This is a genomic window from Mycobacterium sp. TKK-01-0059, assembly GCF_000709305.1.
In the GTDB taxonomy this organism is placed as follows: domain Bacteria; phylum Actinomycetota; class Actinomycetes; order Mycobacteriales; family Mycobacteriaceae; genus Mycobacterium; species Mycobacterium intracellulare.
Genome location: NZ_KL446995.1, coordinates 356,915 through 376,597, shown reverse-complemented (window position 1 = coordinate 376,597; position 19,683 = coordinate 356,915). Strand labels below are relative to the sequence as shown.

Sequence of the window (19,683 nt, the reverse complement as noted above, 5' to 3'; positions counted from 1 at the left end):
AGGTCGTTTGGGCCTTCTATAGTCTTTTGCGGGCGCAATAATTAGATGGTTCTCACGGGGCCCGACTTAGGACATTTTCTGGCGTTGCCCAGTCCTTCAGGGATTTGACCTGCGGATTCGCTGGGCATCGGGTCGAAATCTGCACACTAAATCCTGGGCTCTAGGGTCCTGTGGTGGCCTATGTGCGCACCGTAAAGACCGCCTCGGGCGCGACTGCGGTGCAGATCGTGTGGTCGACCCGGCGTGGGTCGCGCAAGATCGAGCATTTGGGCTCGGCGCACGACGACGGCGAGGTCGAAGCACTCAAGGCCGCGGCCCGCCAGCGCCTGGCCGAGGGCCAAACCACCCTTGACCTCGGGCTGGCCACCGTCGGTATTGATGGTGATCCGTTGGAGATCGTCTCGACGAAGTCGACCCCGCTGTGGGAATCGTTGTGCGCGGCCTACCAGGTGCTCGGTTTCGACGCGGCAACCGGCGGCGATGAGGTGTTCCGCGATCTGGTGTTGGCCCGCATCATCGAACCGACCAGCAAGGCCGACTCGCTACGGGTGCTCGCCGAGACCGGCCTCGAACCCGTCGACTACCGCACGGTCACGCGTCGACTGCCGAATTTCGCTAAACCTGCTGTGCGCCAAGCACTGTCAGCGGCGTGCGCGGCTCGCGCCGGACTGGGCCCCACGTCGCTGGTGCTCTACGACGTCTCGACGTTGTACTTCGAAACCGATACCGGTGACGGGTTCCGCGAACCGGGATTCTCCAAGGAACGCCGCCTCGAGCCTCAAATCACCATCGGGCTGCTCACCGACGCGTCAGGGTTCCCGTTGGCCGTCGAGGCGTTCGAGGGCAACAAGGCCGAGACTGCGACCATGCTGCCAGTGATCAACGCGTTCAAGGCCGCCCACAACCTCACCGATGTCATCGTCGTCGCCGATGCCGGCATGATCTCTGAAGCCAACCAGATCGCGCTGAAAGCCTCGGGGTTGTCGTTCATCCTGGGCATCAAGATCCCGTTCGTGCCCGATGTCGTGCGCGAATGGCGCGACAAACATCCCGACCGGGACATCGACGATGGGCAGATCTTCACCCAACCCTGGCCCGCGACCAGCAGCGAGAAGACCCGCGGCATCCCCGACCGAGTCGTCTACTACCAATACCGCAACGACCGCGCCCGCCGCACGCTGCGCGGCATCACCGAGCAGGTCACCAAAGCCGAGAAGGCCGTTGACGGGCGAGCCCCGGTCAAACGCAACCGATTCATCAAGCTCACGGGCGCCACCAAGAGCGTCAACCGAGAGTTGGAGACCAAGGCCCGCAGCCTGGCTGGGCTGAAGGGCTACACCACCAACCTCGTCGAACACACACCGGAGTTCGTCATCGGGGCCTACCACCAACTCTGGCGCATCGAGAAGAGCTTCCGGATGTCCAAGCACGACCTGCAGGCCAGGCCCATCTACCACCACAAGCGCGAATCCATCGACGCTCACCTGACCATCGTGTTCGCCGCCCTGGCCGTCAGCCACTACATCGAGACCCAAACCGGCTGGAGCATCAAGAAATTCGTCCGCACCGCACGCCGCTACCGAACCGTACAGATCAAAGCAGGCAAGCAAGTCCTGACCGCTGTCGACCCGCTACCCGACAACCTCCGCGACGCCATCGCCAAGATCAACGGCAGCCATGCACACTAAATTGTCCTAAGTCGGGTATAGTCTTTTGCGGGCGCAATAATTAGATGGTTCTCACGGGGGGCAGAAGTTGCCGGTCGCACGTCAAGCCTGACTCTGCATGCGGAGTGCGGCAGGTCGTCTCCTCTTTGCCAAAGTTGTTGAGCGGGCCGGGATTTAGCTCGCCGACATCGTAGTGGGCGCGATGGTGTCGATTCCGAACGGTTGCTGCGCGGGTTGACGCGCGCGTACGCCAGATCGGAAACCCCTGGATATCAACCAAAATCCGATAGTCGCTCAGTTGCACGACCAGTGAAAGGTTTGGATTCGCGATGAGATTGGCCCGAATGACCAAGCCCGTCGAAAACGCCGCCACTTCCTCCAGCTCCCTCGGCGCCGGAAACCGCCCGGTCGCCCTTTTCGTGCTGGGACCGCAACGGTCGGGAACCTCGGCGCTCACCCGGGTGCTCTCGCTGTGCGGTGGCACGCTGCCCGCCGCGATGCTGGGCGCCGACGCCAACAATCCGCTCGGGTATTGGGAACCGCGAGCGGCCATCTCGCTCAACGAAACGATCCTGCGCCGTCTGGGGACCAATTGGTACGACCCCTCGCTTCGCTTTCTGGATGACGATTCACCCACCAAAGAAAGCAAGGCCTGCGTCGCCAAAGTCACCGAGTATCTGTCCACCCTGCCGGCGGCGCCGCTCGTGGTGATCAAAGAACCCCGCATCACGACACTGTCCGACCTGTGGTTCGAGGCGGCGCGCACCGCGGGGTTCGACGTCGCCTCGGTGATCGCCGTACGTCATCCGCAAGAGGTGATTTCGTCGATCGAGAAGTCCTGGCATGTGTCTCCCGCACTCGCGAGCGCGTTGTGGCTGAAATGCAACATCCTGGCCGAACGAAGTTCACGCGGTGTGCCGCGGGTGTTCGTCGACTACGCGAACCTCCTCGACGACTGGCGTCGGGAAATGAAACGAATCTCCACGGAACTGCCGATCGAATTGCACGCCCAGGACGAGGACGCCATCGAAAGCTTCCTCACCCCCGGTTTGCATCGGCAGCGGCACTGCGGCGCCGTGAACGACCTTTTCGGCGCCGATTGGATATCCACGGTCTACGAAGCGCTTCGCGAGGCCGCGCAGGACGACCCCATCGACATGTCAACGCTGGACCGCGTTTTCGCGGCCTACCGGGCAAGCGAGCGCGATTTCCGTAAGGCGTACGAGGACTTTCACGGCTTGTCCAACAGCATGCTGTTCCGGCTTTTCCGGCCGGCCATCGCCAGGCCGGTGATGGAAATTCTCGCCATGGCCCACCGGCACAGGGGGACGTGGGCGTAGCGCCTTTCGCACATTCGGTGCGGCCCGGATGTGCCGCCGATCTGCTCGGCGGAATCCCCTGATACTCGCGGTAAGTGCCCGATATGATCGACCGGACCGCGATCTCGGCGAATGCGTCGACCGCATATTTCCTCGGCATCCGAAACGGGAGGCGTCGATTCGTGTCAGCGTCCGTGCTCATCACCGGCGGGGCGGGATTCATCGGGTCGGCGCTCGCACGTCGTCTCCTGGAAGCCGGATACGACGTCGCCGTGATGGATGTGCTGCATCCCCAGGTACACGGGGGAGATCGGCCGATCGAGCTGCCGCCATCGGTGCGTTTGTTCACCGGCGACGTCACCCACGCGCCCGACTTCGACGCGGTGCTGCGGCTGTTCCGCCCCATGCAGGTCGTGCACCTGGCCGCCGAGACCGGAACCGCCCAATCGCTGTCCGAGGCCACGCGGCACGGCTCGGTGAACGTCGTCGGAACCACCCAGCTCCTCGACGCCCTGAGCCGCTCGGGACTCGTGCCCGAACAACTCGTCCTGGCCTCATCGAGGGCGGTGTACGGCGAGGGCTCGTGGCAATCGGGCTCGCAGATCTTCTACCCGCGACCCCGCAGCCACGCGCAACTCGTCGCGGGTGCCTGGGATCCGCAGGGTCCTGCGGGTGAGCAGGCGGTGCCGCTGCCGAGCCGCGCCGACCGAACCGAACCGCGACCCACCAACGTTTATGCGGCGACCAAGCTCGCCCAGGAACACTTGATGGCCGCCTGGACGTCCGCGCATGACACCAAGCTCAGCGTGCTGCGTTTGCAGAACGTCTACGGACCGGGGCAGTCGCTGACCAACTCGTACACCGGAATCGTCGCCCTGTTCGCGCGGTTAGCGCGCCAGGGACTGGCGTTGGAGGTCTACGAAGACGGCCGCATCGTGCGCGATTTCGTCTACATCGACGCCGTCGTCGACGCGCTGTTCGCGGCGGTAGAGCGCCCGGCAACCCAGCCGCGCTGTCTCGACATCGGGTCCGGCCACGCCACCACCATCCACGAGCTGGCCAACAAGGTAGCCGCCATGTGTGACGCACCCGCACCGACCGTCGTCGGAAAATTCCGCGACGGCGACGTCCGCGCCGCGAGCTGCGACATCGAGCCGGCCATCAACGCACTCGACTGGCACCCGAAGTGGACCCTCGACGACGGTCTGCGCGCGCTGCTCGACTGGATCGGCGAGCGGCCCAGGGACTCCTTCCGGTCCGTTCCTCGGCCCGGTGCTCCCCGTGGCAGATCATCCCGGACCCCGTGACCAGGTTGCAGTGTCACTGCGTCGGGACGGGTGCGGGAAGAAGACGTTCCCGACGGTGGTCTGGTCGTTAAAGTGATGTCCGGGTGTCACCACCACCACCGAGGGCGCAACCGAAGGGCTTGGATTCGCGATGAAATGTGTGTTGGCCAGCTATGGAACGCGTGGCGACATCGAGCCTTCCGTGGTGGTCGCCCGCGAACTGCAGCGCCGGGGACATGACATGGTCATGGCCGTCCCGCCCGATTCGGTGAGCTTCACCGAGGCGGCCGGGCTGGCCGCGGTTCCTTACGGGCTGGATTCGCAGACCTGGCTTGACGTCTACCGCAACTTCTGGACGTCTTTCTTCCGCGGATTCTGGAAGGTCCGGGAGATGCGCGGGATGTGGCGCGAGATGTGGGATCTCAGTGACCAATGCTGGGGGCGGATGAACTCGACGCTCCTGTCGCTCGCGGAGGGCGCCGACCTGCTGTTTGCCGGGCAGAGTTACCAGGAGCCCGCCGCCAACGTCGCGGAGTATTACGACCTTCCGCTGGCCACCTTGCACCACGTTCCGATGCGGCCCAATGGCCAGGTCGTTTCGATCCTGCCGCCGCCGTTGGCCCGGTCGGCGATGACGGCATTCGACTGGTACTGCTGGCGCCTGAACAAAAAGGTCGAGGACACCCAGCGCCGACAGCTCGGGCTCCCGAAGGCGACAGCGCCGTCACCGCGGCGGATCGCTGACCGCGGAGCGTTGGAAATCCAGGCCTATGACGAAGCCTGCTTCCCCGGGCTGGCCGACGAATGGGCGAAATGGGGCGGCCTGCGTCCCTTCGTTGGCACCCTGACGATGGAGCTGATTACCGAGGCCGACGACGACGTGATGGCCTGGATCCATGCGGGGACACCGCCTATCTGCTTCGGATTCGGCAGCATGCCGGTCGAATCGCCGGCCGACACCGTCGAAATGATCGGCTCTGCTTGTTCGCAGCTGGGCGAGCGAGCATTGATCTGCGCCGGCAGGAGCGACTTCAGCGGCGTCCCGCGTGCCGACCACGTCAAGGTGGTGGGCCCGGTGAATTACGCGACGATCTTTCCGGTTTGCCGCGCCATCGTTCACCACGGCGGCTCCGGCACAACTGCCGCCAGCCTGCGTGCCGGCGTTCCCACGCTGATCCTCTCGATGGATGCGAATCAGACCATCTGGGGCGCTCAGCTCAAACGGCTGAAAGTCGGTACCACACGGCGGTTTTCGGCCGCCGATCATCAATCCTTGGTGAAGGATTTAGGCCAAATCCTCGCCCCGGATTACGCGCAGCGCGCCCGCGACATCGCCGCTCAGATGACCAAACCGGCCGACAGTGTCGTCAAAGCCGCCGATGTCGTGGAAAAGTTTGCCGGCTCACGCAGTCGCGCCTGAGACAGCAAACGTGCTTAGCGGCCATTGCGCTGGGGAATTAGGAGAATTTTTGGCCTTCGGATTGGGCGGGCGGACCCATCCGGACGACTTCCCATTTTCCCAAGACACGATGTCGACGGTCTGGCACACTGACCTAATAGCAGGCGACAACGCCTAGGTTCAGCCATACCACACAAGGGGGTCGTCATACTTCTACGGTCCGGGGGAAAGGCCGATGAGGTTGGCTTCGCCGCACTGGACGACACGGGTGCGCTCTCACTACTCCGTCCGGTCGCCGGATGCCAAATCCGTTGCGAAACAACTGCAACCAATGTCGCACGTGCAAAGACAGCAGTCAAAGTTGCCCACGCCGTCAGAGATTGATTAAGGTTACGTCGCGATGAAATTTGCTGTGGCAAGCTATGGAACGCGTGGCGATATCGAGCCTTGCCTCACCATCGGTCGTGAACTGATGCGCAGAGGCCATTCGGTGCGTATGGCTGTTCCGCCTAATCTGGTCGATCTGGCTGAAGCTGCTGGGCTTCCCGCCATCGGCTACGGGCCGGATATGCACGACTTTTGGAGCGACGAGTTCATTCGGGACTTCTGGAAAAATTTTCTCAAAGGTCCGATCAGCTTGATGCGCGAAGCTTGGGAACCAGTTCTGAGAAACTGGCACGAAATGAGCTCGGCGCTGATGTCGGTGGGCGCCGAGGCTGATTTGCTGTTCACCGGCCAGCTTTACCAGGATCTAGCAATTAACGTCGCCGACTATTACGACATTCCGATGGCGACGTTGCATTACATTCCGATGCGCCCGAACGGCCGGCTTGTGCCGAGGGTGCCCGGGCCCGTGGTTAGGGCCGGCATGTCGCTGTACGACTGGGTCTGTTGGCGGATGAACAAGAAGGCGGAGGATAAGCAGCGACGTGGACTCGGCCTGGCTACCGCTACGGTCGCTTCACCGAGTCGGATCGCCAAACGCGGTTCGCTGGAAATCCAGGCCTACGACGACGTTTGCTTTCCTGGGCTGGCCAACGAATGGGCTAAGTGGGGTGGGCAGCGGCCATTTGTGGGCTCGCTGACCATGGAACTGACAACTGAATGCGATGACGAGGTGTTGGCGTGGATCGCCCAGGGCACGCCGCCGATCTGCTTCGGTTTCGGCAGCATGCCGGTCGCCGAGTCGCCGGCCGATACGGTGAGAATGATCGGTGCTGCCTGCGCGGAGTTGGGAGAACGGGCATTGATCTGTTCCGGTTGGAGTGACTTCAGCGACGTCCCCCAGTTGGACCATGTCAAGGTCGTCGGCGTGGTCAATTACACGAAGATCTTCCCTGCGTGCCGCGCGGTCGTCCATCACGGCGGCTCGGGCACCACGGCTGCCGGTCTGCGCGCAGGAATTCCCTCGCTGATCCTCTGGACGGCAGGCGATCAGCCGCTCTGGGGGGCGCACATCAAGCAACTGAAGGTGGGCACCTCCCGGCGGTTTTCAGCCAGCACGCCCGAAACCCTTATGGCAGACCTGCGGAAAATCCTTGCCCCGGAATACCTCACCCGCGCCCGTGAAATGGCGACGCGGATGAGCAAACCCGCCGAGAGCGCAGGGCACGCCGTGGATCTTCTGGAGAATTTCGCTCGTTCACAAGTTTGCGTCCCCGGGTTGAAGCAGGGCGAAGCAGCTGAGCCACCGCAGCGCGGCAATATCGGCCGCTAACCCGTAACTTGATCCTCGTGAGGAAGCGGCCATCCGCTGCCGCACACGGCATCGCGTGAGCACGCGAGATCGACGGTGCGGCTTACTGTGGCACAAGCCCTCTGAGATCGCTGAAATGCTAGGTATAAGAGACGGTTTGCCTACTACAAGGGATGGCGAAACAGGTCATGGTGAACGCATCGCATTCCCTACGAATGCGGCGCGCGCCTCAATGTTATGGTTGCCGCCGTGGCAACAGGGCTAACGACCGGCACTCGCCTCAGGATGTTGTGGGTGCGCACCGAATACTGGCTTGCGCGCACCCTGCTGCCGGATGTCTACGCCAACGACGCGTTGATCACTTTCAACAATTTTCACGGGTTCCTCGATGATCCCGAGTTCCAGCGTGCCTACCAGCGCGGTGCGCGCACCCTCGGCAACGAGGATTGGTACCAGTGGCAATGGCGCGTGCATGTGGGGCTGTGGGCGGCCGCCAGCGCCAGCCATCTCGAGGGCGATTTCGTCGAGTGCGGCGTCAGCTATGGGTTTTTGAGCAGTGCCATCATGGAGTACCTCGATTGGGATCGGCTGGGCAAGACGTTCTACCTGCTTGACACATTCGCGGGACTCGACCCGCGGTTCGTCACCGACAACGAACGCCAAACCGGGGCGTTGGAAAAAAGCGAAGGACAGCTGCGCAACGGGATGTACGTCAACGGTGTCGACAATGTGCGTGTTAACTTTGCGCAATGGCGTAATCATCGCATCATCGTGGGCGCGGTTCCGGAGACACTCGATCAGGTCGATGCGCCGTCAGTAGCTTACCTGCATATCGACATGAACTGCGCGCCCCCCGAAGTGGCTGCATTGCGTTTCTTTTGGCCGCGACTCACACCCGGTGCGTTCGTGCTCCTGGATGACTATGCGAACCGGGGACGCGACGAGCAGCGCATCGCCATGGATGAGGTGGCGAGCGAATTGGGAGTGAAAATTTGCACGCTCCCGACCGGTCAGGGTCTGCTAATCAAGCCAGCCCGCTGAGGTTTGGTAATCGTCAAGCGAAACAGACAGTCTCGCAATGGTTTAGCAAATTCGACTCGCCAGGTTTGCATCTGCCGAAAATGACGCCATCTATCCGTTCCTAGGCGGTTCCGGCGCGGTCGCGCCTGGCCTGCCGCAGGGTAGCAAAATACGCCTTCGCCAGCTTCTTGAACTCCTGGTTTGGGTTTACGACATGCGCCAAGAACCCGATCACGCGGCTGACGTTAAGCAGACCGAAATAGGCGGATAATCGCGCCTTGCGGACGAACCCTGATTGCTCCCCGTGCTGCCGCCAATAGGTATTCTCGTCGCCGCTAAAACTATCGGTCGGTGCAGCCGTGTAGTAGTAAAGCGCTACCGATCGTCTCCATTTGCCTTCAGCAATGGGAACCGGGAACCCGTGCACGGACCCGTCGTCGGTGCGGAAGATGACGATCCTTCCCCAGTCCGGTACGACCGTCTGGATAGCCTGACCCTGCTGGTCATAGAGCGATAGACAACCGCCGTCCTCGAGCGACCAGGCGTCATTCAGGTAAACGAGGACGTTGATGCGTCGGTGAAGATTCGAGACGCGGTGGTAGTGAAAGTCGGTATGGGGACTCAGGACACCACCTGGACCGCTGAGGTGTAGGCCACCCCCGATCAGATAGGGATCCGGAAGTAGCTGCTTGATGCCAGTAATTTGCTCAAGCACCTTCAAAAATCGCGGTTCGGAAAGCTCTCGGATGAGTGCCCTAAAAGGCTCCGGAATCAGGCCGATGTCGAAGCAGTAACGCTTGTTGTGCTGGTAACGGTTGCCCGACTCAGCCCAGCCCGGCCACGACATGTCAGGAAACGCGTTGGCCGCTGATGGAGAAAGGCGAAGAAGGTCGTCCAGAACGAGGTGCGGAAAAGGCTCGGCCGCCTCAAACTCACGCCGCAGGTCGGATGCGTTGCACTCGAGTTCCTCGACGTTGAAAATGGCATCTGCCATGGTAGTTGTCCCCTGAAGTGTGCGGCTCGAACAATACTGACGATACAACGTTGCGGTGCCTGGCCCGGCGGTTCAGAACGGCCGACTGATGGATGCCGACTCATCCGCGGTTATTCACAGCGGGCAGAAGCGTCTCCACGACAGACAGACTGGGTTGAGATCGCGCCTAGCCTCTTCATCAACGTGTAACCAAAAGGGCCCACCCTCACATCGGGCTCACTGTATCCGCGCTATCTGTATCTTTTCGACCTTCCGGCAGCTAGCACCGCTGTGGCGTCGGGATCGATCGTACGGCACAACAGAGATGAGAGGGGCTAAATGATGCAGGCTCGGGGGCCGTTGCCGCGCGGGCCAGCTGGGCCGAGGCTGACGTGACGGTGGGGACCACCTTGCTCGTGTACGATCTGGCCAGAATCGATCCAGCTATTCGGCGCAGTTGCTTGCATACAGGCACAGCAAATCGTCGGTGAACAGCAGAATACTTTGGCTACTAGTTTCGGAAACTCAAACGCGCGTCGATGGCGGCGACCGGGGGCTAGGCTCATCGCCGGAAGTACTGGCATGGGAGATAAGGGGCAACTTTGACCGTGACGGCTCGGGATACACAATCTCTGTATCTGGACCTGCTGCGACGCAACCTGACCAGATACGGTCTCGACGAGCTGGTACCTGTGGGGTGGTACCACCTGGGACGGCCTCTTTTCAAAGCTCGCAACTTCGTGCTCGTGCGGAAGCGCCGATTCGATCAGCACAAGCGCGACTTAGGCCTGGACTGGCCTGCCGACGCCGAAACAATGATTGGAATGCAGAGGCTCACCAGTCTGCAGCACTGTGTTGAGACCGTCCTGGACGAAGACATTCCCGGCGATTTGGTGGAATGTGGGGTGTGGCGCGGAGGCGCTTCCATTCTGATGCGCGCCGTTTTGGCAGCTTATGGCGATGAGACGCGGCGTGTGTGGTTAGCCGATTCGTTCGAGGGCCTGCCACGCCCGGACACTGCGAATTACAAAGCAGATAAGGGCATTAGACTAGATCTCTTTCGCTTCCATCGGGTATCGGTAGAGGAAGTCAAAGCTAACTTTGAGCGCTATGGGATGCTCGATGACCGAGTCCGCTTTCTGCCTGGCTGGTTCAAAGACACCCTGCACGTTGCTCCGATAGACCGCATTGCTGTCTTGAGGCTGGATGGCGACCTCTACGAATCCACGATCCAAGCGCTCGATGCGCTCTATCCGAAACTGTCGTCCGGCGGTTTCTGCGTCATAGACGATTACCATGCAATTAACGCGTGCAAGCAAGCTGTCACGGACTATCGCGCCAAACATGGAATCTCGGCCGAGATTGTAGAAATAGACGGGACCGCTATCCTGTGGCGCAAGGACTGAAGCGGCTTTGGAGCGGCTATCGTCGGTGAAAATGCCTGGGGCGTAATGAATCCGGTGCTGTCGCCCCAAGCTCAGCGACATCGCGACCCGACGGCTTTCGGTACGATAGGCCGCGCGCGACGCGGCTGGACGAGCGGAGGCCGGTGAAGCTAGGACAGGTATTCGACCCGCGAAATAACGCGCTAAACGCGCTGCGTCTAGCGCTCGCCGCCGAAGTGATGCTGTTCCATTCTTGGTCCGCCACGGGCCGTCTGCCTGCCACAGCCATTCGCCAGCTTCTTTTCGCGGTAGGGGTTGACGGATTCTTTGCGATTTCCGGGTTCCTCATCTCTCGGAGCTGGCTCAGCGATCCGCGAGTTCGTGACTACCTTGTGGCCCGAGCCCTTCGCATCCTCCCCGGGTTTTACGTCTGCCTGATCATCACCGCGTTCGTTTTCGCCCCAGTCAGTGTGGCGATTCAGGGTGGCTCGCCAAAGAAGCTCTTGGGGTCCACGGGGCCCATCGAATACATCTTGAAAAACAGCGCATTGGCCTACCTGCAGCAAGGTGTCTCCGGAACACCGCATGGAGTTCCTGCCGCAGGCGATTGGAACGGGTCTTTGTGGTCGCTCGTATACGAGGCGATGTGCTACCTCGCTGTCGCTGGCATCGGCTTGGCCGGGCTTGCCAGTCGCAAATGGATTTCTCCAGTGATGTTGGCATTCGCAGCTTTTGGGGCGATGTTACTTCCGCCGCTCACACTTACGCAGGCATGGACCATCCCCCAGCTCGTTGTGCGCTCGGCCATCATGTTTGCGGCTGGAGCCCTCCTCTATCAGTGGCGAGACGTGATCCCTGCGCGATGGTCGCTCGTCGCGGTGAGCGTGATCATGGTCCTTGCGGCTAGCCAACTGCCGGATTACCGCTTGGTAGCTGGCCTTCCGCTGGCCTATGCCGTCATCGTGTCAGGTTCCCTGATCAAGCATCGGCGCTTGATATTGCGGACGGATCTTTCCTACGGCGTATATATTTATGCATTCCCAGTACAGCAGCTGTTGGCCATCTGCGGGCTTGTGAATCTTAATCCGCTTGTGTTCTTTCCCGTCGCGGCTATAGCCACGTTGCCGCTGGCCGCCGCGAGCTGGTTCCTGGTCGAGAAGCCAGCGATGTCGCTCAAATATCGGCTCAAGCGGAAGTGGTCTGCCCCTACCGCATCTCAAGCTGAGGTTCATAACTTCGCCGCCGGCGATCTTGGTGCCGGACAGCCGACCCCAGATGACTCGGATAGCGCCTAGTGCCCTGCATCTGAATCGCATGGCCCGTGCCAGACCAATCATCTCGCGGGGTCACCGATGTTGCTACGACGCCCTTGAAGCGCCATCAATCGCCTCGAGATGGAGATTTTCTTGAGGGCTTTAGAAGGTGTCAACGAAAGAAGGCTGGATACCGCGAAGGGGCTTCGGAGAAGCTGACCTTGTGGACGGGCGGATGCTTGTTGAGGCGTCATCAGCGCTGGGCCGTGGCGAACGCCCTCCGCCAACGGGTTTCATGGTCCTTGACACGGGTAGGCCTCTGCTATGGCATTAGCATTGATCACCGGCGCGTCCAGTGGAATTGGTCTCGAGCTAGCGGAGCTATTTGCGGAGCGGGGATATGACCTGGTGGTGGCGGCCGAAAACGACGGGATCTACCCAGCGTCCACCACGTTGTCGCGGTGGGGCGTCGATGTTCGGCCGGTACAGGTTGACCTACGTAACCCGGAAGGCGTCGAAAAGCTCTATCGGCAGGCCACAGAGGGTGATCGTCCGATCGATGCGGCCGCGCTGAACGCCGGCATCGGCGGCGGGGGAAGTTTCGTCGAGGGCGACCTGGCGCACGATATGTCCATCATCGACCTCAACGTGCGCTCGACCGTGCACCTGGCCAAGCTGGTGCTGCGCAACATGACCCGGAGCGGCGCGGGGAGGGTGCTGCTCACGTCGTCGCTGGCGTCGATGGCGCCCGGGCCTTTCGAGGCGGTTTATCACGCCTCCAAGTCGTTCGTTCAGTCCTTCGCCGGGGCCTTGCAGGACGAATTGCGTGATACCGGAATCACTATCACCTCCCTGCTCCCCGGCACCATCGAGACCAACTTCTTCAACCGCGCGGGTATGGACGAGACGCGTGCGGGGCAAAAGCCGAAGGATGACCCGGCCGAGGTTGCCAGGCAGGGTTTCGAGGCGATGATGCGCGGGGACCGCAAGGTCGTCGGCGGATCTCTGACCACCAAGACCGTGGGTGTGGCCCTGCGTTTCCTGCCCGATTCGCTCAAGGCGGTCGCCAGTCGGATAAATTCTACCCCCGCCGGGCGACGATAAGGCGGCCTCAGCCAACCACTTTCCGGTGGACGGCCTCCTCCAAGAGGTCGGCGGTGGTCCCGATGCTCTCGGCGGGCTTGCTCATCCGGGCGGAGAGTTCCCGGGCTCTGGTCGCGTAGTCCGGGGCGAGGATGGTACGCAGGTCCGCCACCAGCGAGCGTGGGGTGGTGGCCGAAAAGCGTCGGGCGGCACCTACTTTCAAGCGTTTGATCTGGGCCGCCCAATACGGCTGATCGGCCGAACTCCACAGGGCCAAGGTGGGGATTCCCGCGCGCAGGCTCGCGGCCGTGGTGCCCGAACCGCCGTGATGAACGACCGCACGGCAGGCGGGGAAGATGGACGCGTAGTTGACCGGGCCGACGACTTTGACGTGGTCGAAATGCGGCACGTCGCTGAAATCTGTGCCGCCGAAGCAAATGAGCGCCCGCTCGCCCAGCTGTGCGCACGCCGCACCGATCATTTCGACGGTGGCGGTGGGTGATTCGACGGGTATGCTCCCGGACCCGAAGCAGATGGGTGGTGTTCCCGAGGCGATCCACGAGGCGACATCGTCGTCGGCGTCGGTCGCCAACTCCATGGTGAGTGCGCCGACGAACGGACGGCGGCTACCCCATTTCGCCCATTCGGCGGCCAAGCCGGGAAAAAACACGTCGTCGTAGGTTTGGATTTCCAGCCAACCGTGGTCGGCGATTCGTCGCTGCGAACGATGTGTCGCCTTGGGCAGTCCGAGTTCTTGGCGCTGCGCGTTGTCGACCTTCATCGTCGAGCGCCAAAACAGCCACTCGATCGCCGTCATCGTCGAGCGGACCAAAGGGGCCGGCATGCTGGGCACCAGGCGGCCGTTGGCGCGCATGGGGAAGTGATGCAACGAGGCCAACGGAATGTCGTAGTACTCAGCCACATTGGCGGCGGCCTGCTCGAAATTCAGGCCGGTGGCGAGCAAGTCGGCGCCGTCCGCGAGCGACTTCAGCGTCGTGCTCACGTCCGGCCAATACTTGATGATCGGGTCCCAAACTTTGGGCAGCTGCCTGATCGGATTGCGGAAGAAATCCGCCCACATGTTCCGCAGGAATTCCTCGTCGAGGAACTCCTGCACTTTGGGGCCGTAAGGAACGGCTACCAGCCCGGTCGATTCGACGAAGGCAACCAGTTCCGGGGGGACGGCCAGTCGTACGTCGTGCCCTCGGCGCACCAGTTCGCGACCCACGGCGGCGGAAGGCTCGATGTCGCCGCGAGTTCCGTAACTCGCCAGGGCAAACTTCATTGTGGGTCCCAGCCTTGTGTTCCTTGACTTCGAATCGGTCTGGTCGTTGTGCTGAGACTAGCTAATCAGCGCATCTCCAGCGTGAAGAAGACTGTGAAATCAGCGGGCAGCTTACCGCGTGAGCGATGTCGCCCCTGTGTCGTCGACACTGTCCGCGACGGTGGCGCCGATTACTGATGGTGCTCGGAAGTGGTTGACCGCGGAGAATGGGCCAAGTCAACAGGTTGCCCAGGCATCGGGTGTCGCACGGCCCTTCAGTCAGACGATTTCGCGATAGATTCGTGCCGTGTCTGCGGCGCACTTGTCCCAGGAGAAGGCGGCGAGGCGTTCATATCCACGCGCTCGCAGGTCTGCTTGCAGGGCCTCGTCGGTTGCGACGCGCTCAAGAGTAGTGCGTAATTCCTCGGGGCTATTGGGATCGAAATATGCGCCTGCGTCTGCGACTACTTCGGGGATCGATCCTGCGTTGCTGCACACAACCGGGCACCCGTGGCTCATGGCTTCGAGGGGTGGAATCCCGAATCCTTCGTATTTTGAGGGGCAGATGAACGCGGCGGCCGCCTGGTAATGTGCCGCGAGTTCGCGGTCGGTGCCTGACTCGAAACGCACCTGGTCGCCGATCCCCAGCCGATTGATTTCTTCCTGCTCGTCGCGGCGCAACGGGGGTCCGCCGAAGGCTATCAATTCGAATTCCCGCAGTACCGGAGAGCTGCTATACGCCTGCAGCAACGTGCTGAAATTCTTATATCCCCCTCGCAGTCCGACGTACAAGAGCGTCGGTCTTTGTCCGCGTAAACCGTCCTGTGCCGAGTCAGCTTCGGCAGTCAGCGAATAGCCAAGGTGCACGACACTGGTGCGCGCTGGGTCGATATCGTGAAGACGTACCAGGTCTTGCCTGGTGTTCTCGGAGATGCAGATGATGTGGTCGGCGCGTTTGACCGCCGCGCGCTTGGCGGCGATCGCAAGTTTGGCGTTAGGCATGAAGAGCTCGTGGATCATGTCGTAGACCGTGACGACGCGGCGCCGTGCCTTACCCAATGGTTTGGCGGAGAAATAGGTTTCGTGCACGATGTCGGGATTGGCTCCCCTCCATGCTAGGGGCGCAGCCAACCGGTTTGTCAGTCCGAGCGCAAGGGGGATGCCTGCGAATTCGGAGCGCACGTACTTGCCCCGCGTGAGGCCGCGGGCGGAGTCGTTCGCCAGGTAGTTGTTGATGTGCAGTGGGGCGATGACCGATGCCTCCACGCCGTGGGCGGGAAGGCGGCTTGCCAGTTCGACGAAATAGCGTGAAACACCACCGTATCGCTGGTAAGCGAAGATGTGATGGTCGAATGCGACTTTCATAGGGGCTGGACTCCCGTGTGTTCGGCCTCAACCATGGCTTTGACGACGTCGTGCATTCGGTAGGTCGGCGACCAGCCGAGCACGTCTCGTGCTCGGGACGCATCGCCGAGCCCTCCGGTGAGATCGGAAGGGCGCCTAAGCGCCTCGGAAAGATCGGTATGTTCTCGCCAGTCAAGACCGAGGTGATTAAAGGCGGTCTGTGCGAATTCTTCGAGAGTGTGGCTTTGTCCGGTGGCGATCACGAAGTCTGAGCCGCTGGGTTGCTGCAACATGCGCCACATCGCGTCGACATATTCAGGTGCCCATCCCCAGTCTCGTTTGATGGCAATGTTGCCCAGCGTCAAACGTGAGCGCTCGCCTTTGGCGATGCGGACCGCGGCGGCCACAATCTTCTTGGTCACGAAACGCTCGGGGCGCAACGGCGATTCATGGTTGAACAATATGCCGGTGCTGGCGTGCAGCCCGTATGCCTCCCGGTAGTTGGCGACCAGCCAGTGTGCTGTGCTTTTCGCTACGGCGTAGGGGCTGCGGGGGCGGAAGGGGGTTTGCTCATTTGCCGGCTGGCCTTCGGTGTCTCCGAAGCATTCACTGGAGCCGGCGCTGTAAAAGCGGACGGGCTCATCCAGAAAACGTATCGCTTCGAGCAGATTGATCGTGCCGACGGCCATGCTGTCCAGGGTTTCCACCGGCTGTTCAAACGATAGCCCGACTGAGCTTTGGCCGGCTAGGTTGTAAATCTCTTGGGGTTCGGTTTCCCGCAGTACGTTGAGCACGCTGCGGAAGTCATTGGCCGCCATGGATTCCAGGCGAACATGATCCCGGACTCCGAGCCGCACCAGGTTGGGGAAGCCACCGATCTGAGCGTCTCGCGACGTGCCGATTACCTCGTAACCTTTGTCGAGCAGCAGGCGCGCCAGATAAGCGCCATCTTGGCCTGAAATGCCGCAGACAAGCGCTCGCAATAAACCCTCCTGGGGATCGCCCGCACCACCAAAAGTACCGAAGGAAAGAACAGTCCGAACGTACGCCACGGTTGGACCGATGAGCAATCCAACCTCCGTCGGTGCGCTGGCGAAAGATCGTGATCGTGCACCTGTCGTTGCCGCAGGTGAAGCCGGGTAGGCGCACCCGCAACCGGGTCGATGGCCCACCACCGGCAGATTGGCACTCGTTCGACATGATCATGCAGTTGGCCGGTCTCACCGCAGTCGATCCAGGTCAGCTCCTGGGCGATCGCCGCACCAGTGATCGTCACCAAACTCAATCGTGCGCATGATCGTGTCGGCAACAACGTTGAGCGGGCAGGCACTGGCCTCAGACACGGGCAACCTCGGTGGTGTGGCGGTCGAGTATAGGAACCCGAATCGTCACGCACCGAGGTCCCACCTCAACTCAGCGACACGCATTCACCGTGATCAACCAACCAACCACGCACTCTCATTTCGGAAGAGCCGTTAAACTCGTGGGGTCATTGCGCATCGCCAACCCGGCTCTGGTGATCTACATGGCGGCGCAGGCGTTTGTACGGCGAAGTTATGCTGAGCCGTTCGAGGATGTTGGTTTCGGGATAGGGAGCAGTACGGAGTGCGAATTGAGATAGGAAAGCGCCCGTGAACGAGCAGGAAAAAGTTGGCGCTGTATGTGGGCTTACCCTCCTCTCTTCTCAATGGATTTCCGCGTCCACTAGTGCTCGATACTCATACCATTTCGCCGCGCTTGGGGGCCCCGCAGGATATTGCGGCGACGATTGTCGAAGCCCTGCCGGGTCGGTGCCCATCCGGATCGTCCCTGGGGGCACCGTGACAACCCGAAAACCGTCGTTTTGGAAGTACCTTGAGAACCGTGTGGAGTTCGAGATCGATGACTCCCTGGACAATAAGCTGCTGATGTCAGTGGCGCCGCGCGGGTTCCTGCGCAGAAAGATGTGAACGTGAATGGCCAAGTTCGAATAAGTGTCGGCATTCCCGTCTACAATGGCGGGGCGTCTCTTGAGCAGGCCCTCAGATCTATAAATTCTCAGTCGTTCCGCGACTACGAGGTGATCATCTCCGACAATGCGTCGACAGATAATACAGCTCAAATCTGTCGAGAAATGGCTGCAATTAATCCCCGAATAAAGTACTTTCGCCAGGAAAACAATATTGGCGCCGCTGCCAATTTCAAGTTCGTTTTGGATAAAGCAGTCGGTGAATATTTTCATTGGCTTGCCGCAGACGATACGCGGTCAGACAATTTCTTGGAGTTGAATATCAACTTCCTGGAGGAAAATGTCGACTATGTAGCGTCAACCTGCCCGAACAGGTTCATGGGGCAGGCTGAAGCGGACAATGTCACCTTCTCGCTTGTCGGCACTCCGGGCGAACGCTTTGCGGGCTTTATGGACCATTGCTGGCAATCTCAAGCTGTGTACTACTCTGTGGTTCGGACCGCGATCCTGCGCCAATGTGATGTCATCGGTCAGTCATTCTGGGCGGCAGATTGGGCGATCGATCTGTTCCTTGCCTCGCGTGGAAACATAAATCGAACCGATGGCGGCTGGTTGGAACTCGGTGTGTCGGGAGCCAGCAGCCGCGCGGACGCATACCGTGTTCTCCGAGGTCGCCGCATCGAAGCTGTACTGCCGTTCTTCACTTTCTCGGCCTACGCGCTCAAATTGGCTAAGTCTTTCCCCCTGACCGACAGGGTGTCGCTATTGTCTCGGCTCGTAGTACTCAACTGGCGCGTGGCCTATGGGAGAGTATTCACCGCGTTGTATCAGCGGTACAAGGCCGGTATGCGCCCAATGCTGAGGGGCGACTGAATGCTGCGCAGTACCAAGTAAGTCACTATTTTGTTATCGCCTGGGTATCAAAGCGGTTAGATCAGCTGCCCACGGCTCTGTACAGAGCTTGCCGGGCTGTCGCAGCCTTGCTAAGAAGCCGCACGTCACCGGATCCTGCGGAGATACCCGTCCGGCGCCATGGTTAGTTGTAATTTTTGCGGAATTTTGCGGTCAATCTCGAACTCGGAATGCGACTTGAGAAATTCCCAGACTGCCGTCTTCGGGTTGTTGCCTGGGCCCCACGGCCGGTCGGGGTATTTGTCCGCGCCCAAGTCCTCGATTACGGTATCGAATACCACGCAATAGCTATTCGGAGTCACAAGAGGTGCGTAGGCCGACAATTCGGCAAGGACGTGCTCATGCGTGTGGTTGCTGTCGAGACAAACGAGCACGGGGCCATCGCTGCGCGCCAGACCGTGAACCTGTTGAATTATGTCCGGGTCAACGCTGGACCCTTCGATCATCGTAATGTATTTATACATTGGGTGGGCTTCTATCGCAGCACGATTATGAGCCCGTATGTCGATATCGACGCTGATTACGCGTCGGCTGGGAGCCCGCACGTCAAGAGGTGTGTCATTGGTGATCGCGTCACACATGTCAAGCAGTGCGAGCATGGAAGCGCTGAGGATCAATGACCCCCCATGCGCGATCCCCGTCTCGACAATCACACTAGGCTTAACCTTCCAAATCAACTCCTGTAGACAGACGATGTCCTGCGGGTATTGGATGATCGGCCGGCCGAGCCACTCGAAATTGTACGAGTAGCGATGCGTAACGCTTCGATCGGTCCATTCGGAAGATAGGCGAGCGATTTCGTGGTCTTTCGCGAGAGCCTCTACATTCTCGATCACGCTCCGCTGATGGTCTGTCAGACTTTGGTCGGCCACGTTCATTCTCCTAAGGTGATTGACGGCCCCAGCTCAAGCGGAGTCGAGAGTCGAGCCCGCCGGAGAGGATGATACTTGTGTCGATTTTCGGTGTCTCCTTGTCTGAGACGCCGGTGGTTGGAGTCCGCACTTGGAAGTTGCGATTTGGGGGACCGGCCGTGGCCGTCGTCGCTGTTCATTCGACGGCAACGCGCCCGGAGATCCCCTCACACAGTACCGATCACTATCGTGCCGAATCCGCAACTGAAGCTACCCAAGGCGG

At 60.8% G+C, this 19,683-nt stretch carries 15 protein-coding genes; 10 read left to right on the top strand and 5 right to left on the bottom strand.

Features of this window, described 5'->3' with window-relative positions:
• Nucleotides 1–218: 218 nt before the first annotated feature.
• The 6 genes from K883_RS23590 to K883_RS23565 all read left to right on the top strand — a co-directional run bounded on the left by K883_RS23590 (nucleotide 219) and on the right by K883_RS23565 (nucleotide 8,408).
• Nucleotides 219–1,688, top strand: a complete 1,470-nt coding sequence (locus K883_RS23590) for an IS1634 family transposase (protein ID WP_014711087.1) — start codon at nucleotides 219–221, stop codon at nucleotides 1,686–1,688.
• A gap of 308 nt (nucleotides 1,689–1,996) precedes the next feature.
• Nucleotides 1,997–3,007 (top strand): sulfotransferase family protein, encoded by a 1,011-nt coding sequence (locus tag K883_RS23585; protein ID WP_036456005.1) that lies wholly within the window; start codon nucleotides 1,997–1,999, stop codon nucleotides 3,005–3,007.
• 173 nt (nucleotides 3,008–3,180) lie between these two features.
• Nucleotides 3,181–4,293 (top strand): NAD-dependent epimerase/dehydratase family protein, encoded by a 1,113-nt coding sequence (locus K883_RS23580; RefSeq protein WP_255358961.1) that lies wholly within the window; start codon nucleotides 3,181–3,183, stop codon nucleotides 4,291–4,293.
• 130 nt (nucleotides 4,294–4,423) lie between these two features.
• Nucleotides 4,424–5,692: a glycosyltransferase gene (locus tag K883_RS23575; protein WP_036456004.1), complete on the top strand. Its 1,269-nt coding sequence runs from the start codon at nucleotides 4,424–4,426 to the stop codon at nucleotides 5,690–5,692.
• Between the two features lie 379 nt (nucleotides 5,693–6,071).
• Nucleotides 6,072–7,388 (top strand): glycosyltransferase, encoded by a 1,317-nt coding sequence (locus tag K883_RS23570; protein WP_051701182.1) that lies wholly within the window; start codon nucleotides 6,072–6,074, stop codon nucleotides 7,386–7,388.
• A gap of 216 nt (nucleotides 7,389–7,604) precedes the next feature.
• On the top strand, nucleotides 7,605–8,408 hold the full coding sequence (locus K883_RS23565; protein WP_179945126.1) for a class I SAM-dependent methyltransferase: 804 nt from the start codon (nucleotides 7,605–7,607) through the stop codon (nucleotides 8,406–8,408).
• A gap of 100 nt (nucleotides 8,409–8,508) precedes the next feature.
• Here K883_RS23565 and K883_RS23560 read toward each other — a convergent pair whose 3' ends face one another.
• Nucleotides 8,509–9,381, bottom strand: coding sequence for a 2OG-Fe(II) oxygenase (locus K883_RS23560; protein WP_051701181.1), 873 nt, complete (start codon nucleotides 9,379–9,381; stop codon nucleotides 8,509–8,511).
• A 587-nt stretch (nucleotides 9,382–9,968) separates the two neighbouring features.
• Here K883_RS23560 and K883_RS23555 point away from each other — a divergent pair.
• From K883_RS23555 to K883_RS23545, 3 genes are all read left to right on the top strand, one after another.
• Nucleotides 9,969–10,766, top strand: coding sequence for a TylF/MycF/NovP-related O-methyltransferase (locus K883_RS23555; RefSeq protein ID WP_036456002.1), 798 nt, complete (start codon nucleotides 9,969–9,971; stop codon nucleotides 10,764–10,766).
• Nucleotides 10,767–10,909: 143 nt separating this feature from the next.
• Complete coding sequence (locus K883_RS23550) at nucleotides 10,910–12,040, top strand: acyltransferase family protein (RefSeq protein ID WP_036456001.1); 1,131 nt, start codon at nucleotides 10,910–10,912, stop codon at nucleotides 12,038–12,040.
• A 282-nt stretch (nucleotides 12,041–12,322) separates the two neighbouring features.
• Nucleotides 12,323–13,102, top strand: a complete 780-nt coding sequence (locus K883_RS23545; RefSeq protein ID WP_036456000.1) for an SDR family NAD(P)-dependent oxidoreductase — start codon at nucleotides 12,323–12,325, stop codon at nucleotides 13,100–13,102.
• A gap of 7 nt (nucleotides 13,103–13,109) precedes the next feature.
• Here K883_RS23545 and K883_RS23540 read toward each other — a convergent pair whose 3' ends face one another.
• The 3 genes from K883_RS23540 to K883_RS23530 form a co-directional block, all read right to left on the bottom strand.
• Nucleotides 13,110–14,366: a glycosyltransferase gene (locus K883_RS23540; RefSeq protein ID WP_036455999.1), complete on the bottom strand. Its 1,257-nt coding sequence runs from the start codon at nucleotides 14,364–14,366 to the stop codon at nucleotides 13,110–13,112.
• 258 nt (nucleotides 14,367–14,624) lie between these two features.
• Nucleotides 14,625–15,710 (bottom strand): glycosyltransferase family 4 protein, encoded by a 1,086-nt coding sequence (locus K883_RS23535; RefSeq protein ID WP_014382797.1) that lies wholly within the window; start codon nucleotides 15,708–15,710, stop codon nucleotides 14,625–14,627.
• Nucleotides 15,707–16,759, bottom strand: coding sequence for a GDP-mannose 4,6-dehydratase (locus K883_RS23530; protein ID WP_237394579.1), 1,053 nt, complete (start codon nucleotides 16,757–16,759; stop codon nucleotides 15,707–15,709). Before K883_RS23530 ends, K883_RS23535 begins: the two co-directional genes overlap by 4 nt.
• An 881-nt stretch (nucleotides 16,760–17,640) precedes the next feature.
• Between K883_RS23530 and K883_RS23520 the strand changes: the two genes are divergently transcribed.
• Nucleotides 17,641–18,510, top strand: a complete 870-nt coding sequence (locus K883_RS23520; protein WP_237394578.1) for a glycosyltransferase family 2 protein — start codon at nucleotides 17,641–17,643, stop codon at nucleotides 18,508–18,510.
• A 125-nt stretch (nucleotides 18,511–18,635) separates the two neighbouring features.
• On the opposite strand, the gene K883_RS23515 is transcribed toward K883_RS23520, so the two are convergent.
• Complete coding sequence (locus tag K883_RS23515) at nucleotides 18,636–19,427, bottom strand: cephalosporin hydroxylase family protein (protein ID WP_036455997.1); 792 nt, start codon at nucleotides 19,425–19,427, stop codon at nucleotides 18,636–18,638.
• Between the last annotated feature and the right edge of the window lie 256 nt (nucleotides 19,428–19,683).

What these genes read in the sequence shown, in the direction of transcription:
- K883_RS23585 (WP_036456005.1), top strand. Translation starts at nt 1,997, where the DNA reads ATGAGATTGGCCCGAATGACCAAGCCCGTCGAAAACGCCGCCACTTCC.
- K883_RS23575 (WP_036456004.1), top strand. Translation starts at nt 4,424, where the DNA reads ATGAAATGTGTGTTGGCCAGCTATGGAACGCGTGGCGACATCGAGCCT.
- K883_RS23570 (WP_051701182.1), top strand. Translation starts at nt 6,072, where the DNA reads ATGAAATTTGCTGTGGCAAGCTATGGAACGCGTGGCGATATCGAGCCT.
- K883_RS23565 (WP_179945126.1), top strand. Translation starts at nt 7,605, where the DNA reads ATGGTTGCCGCCGTGGCAACAGGGCTAACGACCGGCACTCGCCTCAGG.
- K883_RS23560 (WP_051701181.1), bottom strand. Translation starts at nt 9,381, where the DNA reads ATGGCAGATGCCATTTTCAACGTCGAGGAACTCGAGTGCAACGCATCC.
- K883_RS23545 (WP_036456000.1), top strand. Translation starts at nt 12,323, where the DNA reads ATGGCATTAGCATTGATCACCGGCGCGTCCAGTGGAATTGGTCTCGAG.
- K883_RS23540 (WP_036455999.1), bottom strand. Translation starts at nt 14,366, where the DNA reads ATGAAGTTTGCCCTGGCGAGTTACGGAACTCGCGGCGACATCGAGCCT.
- K883_RS23535 (WP_014382797.1), bottom strand. Translation starts at nt 15,710, where the DNA reads ATGAAAGTCGCATTCGACCATCACATCTTCGCTTACCAGCGATACGGT.
- K883_RS23515 (WP_036455997.1), bottom strand. Translation starts at nt 19,427, where the DNA reads ATGAACGTGGCCGACCAAAGTCTGACAGACCATCAGCGGAGCGTGATC.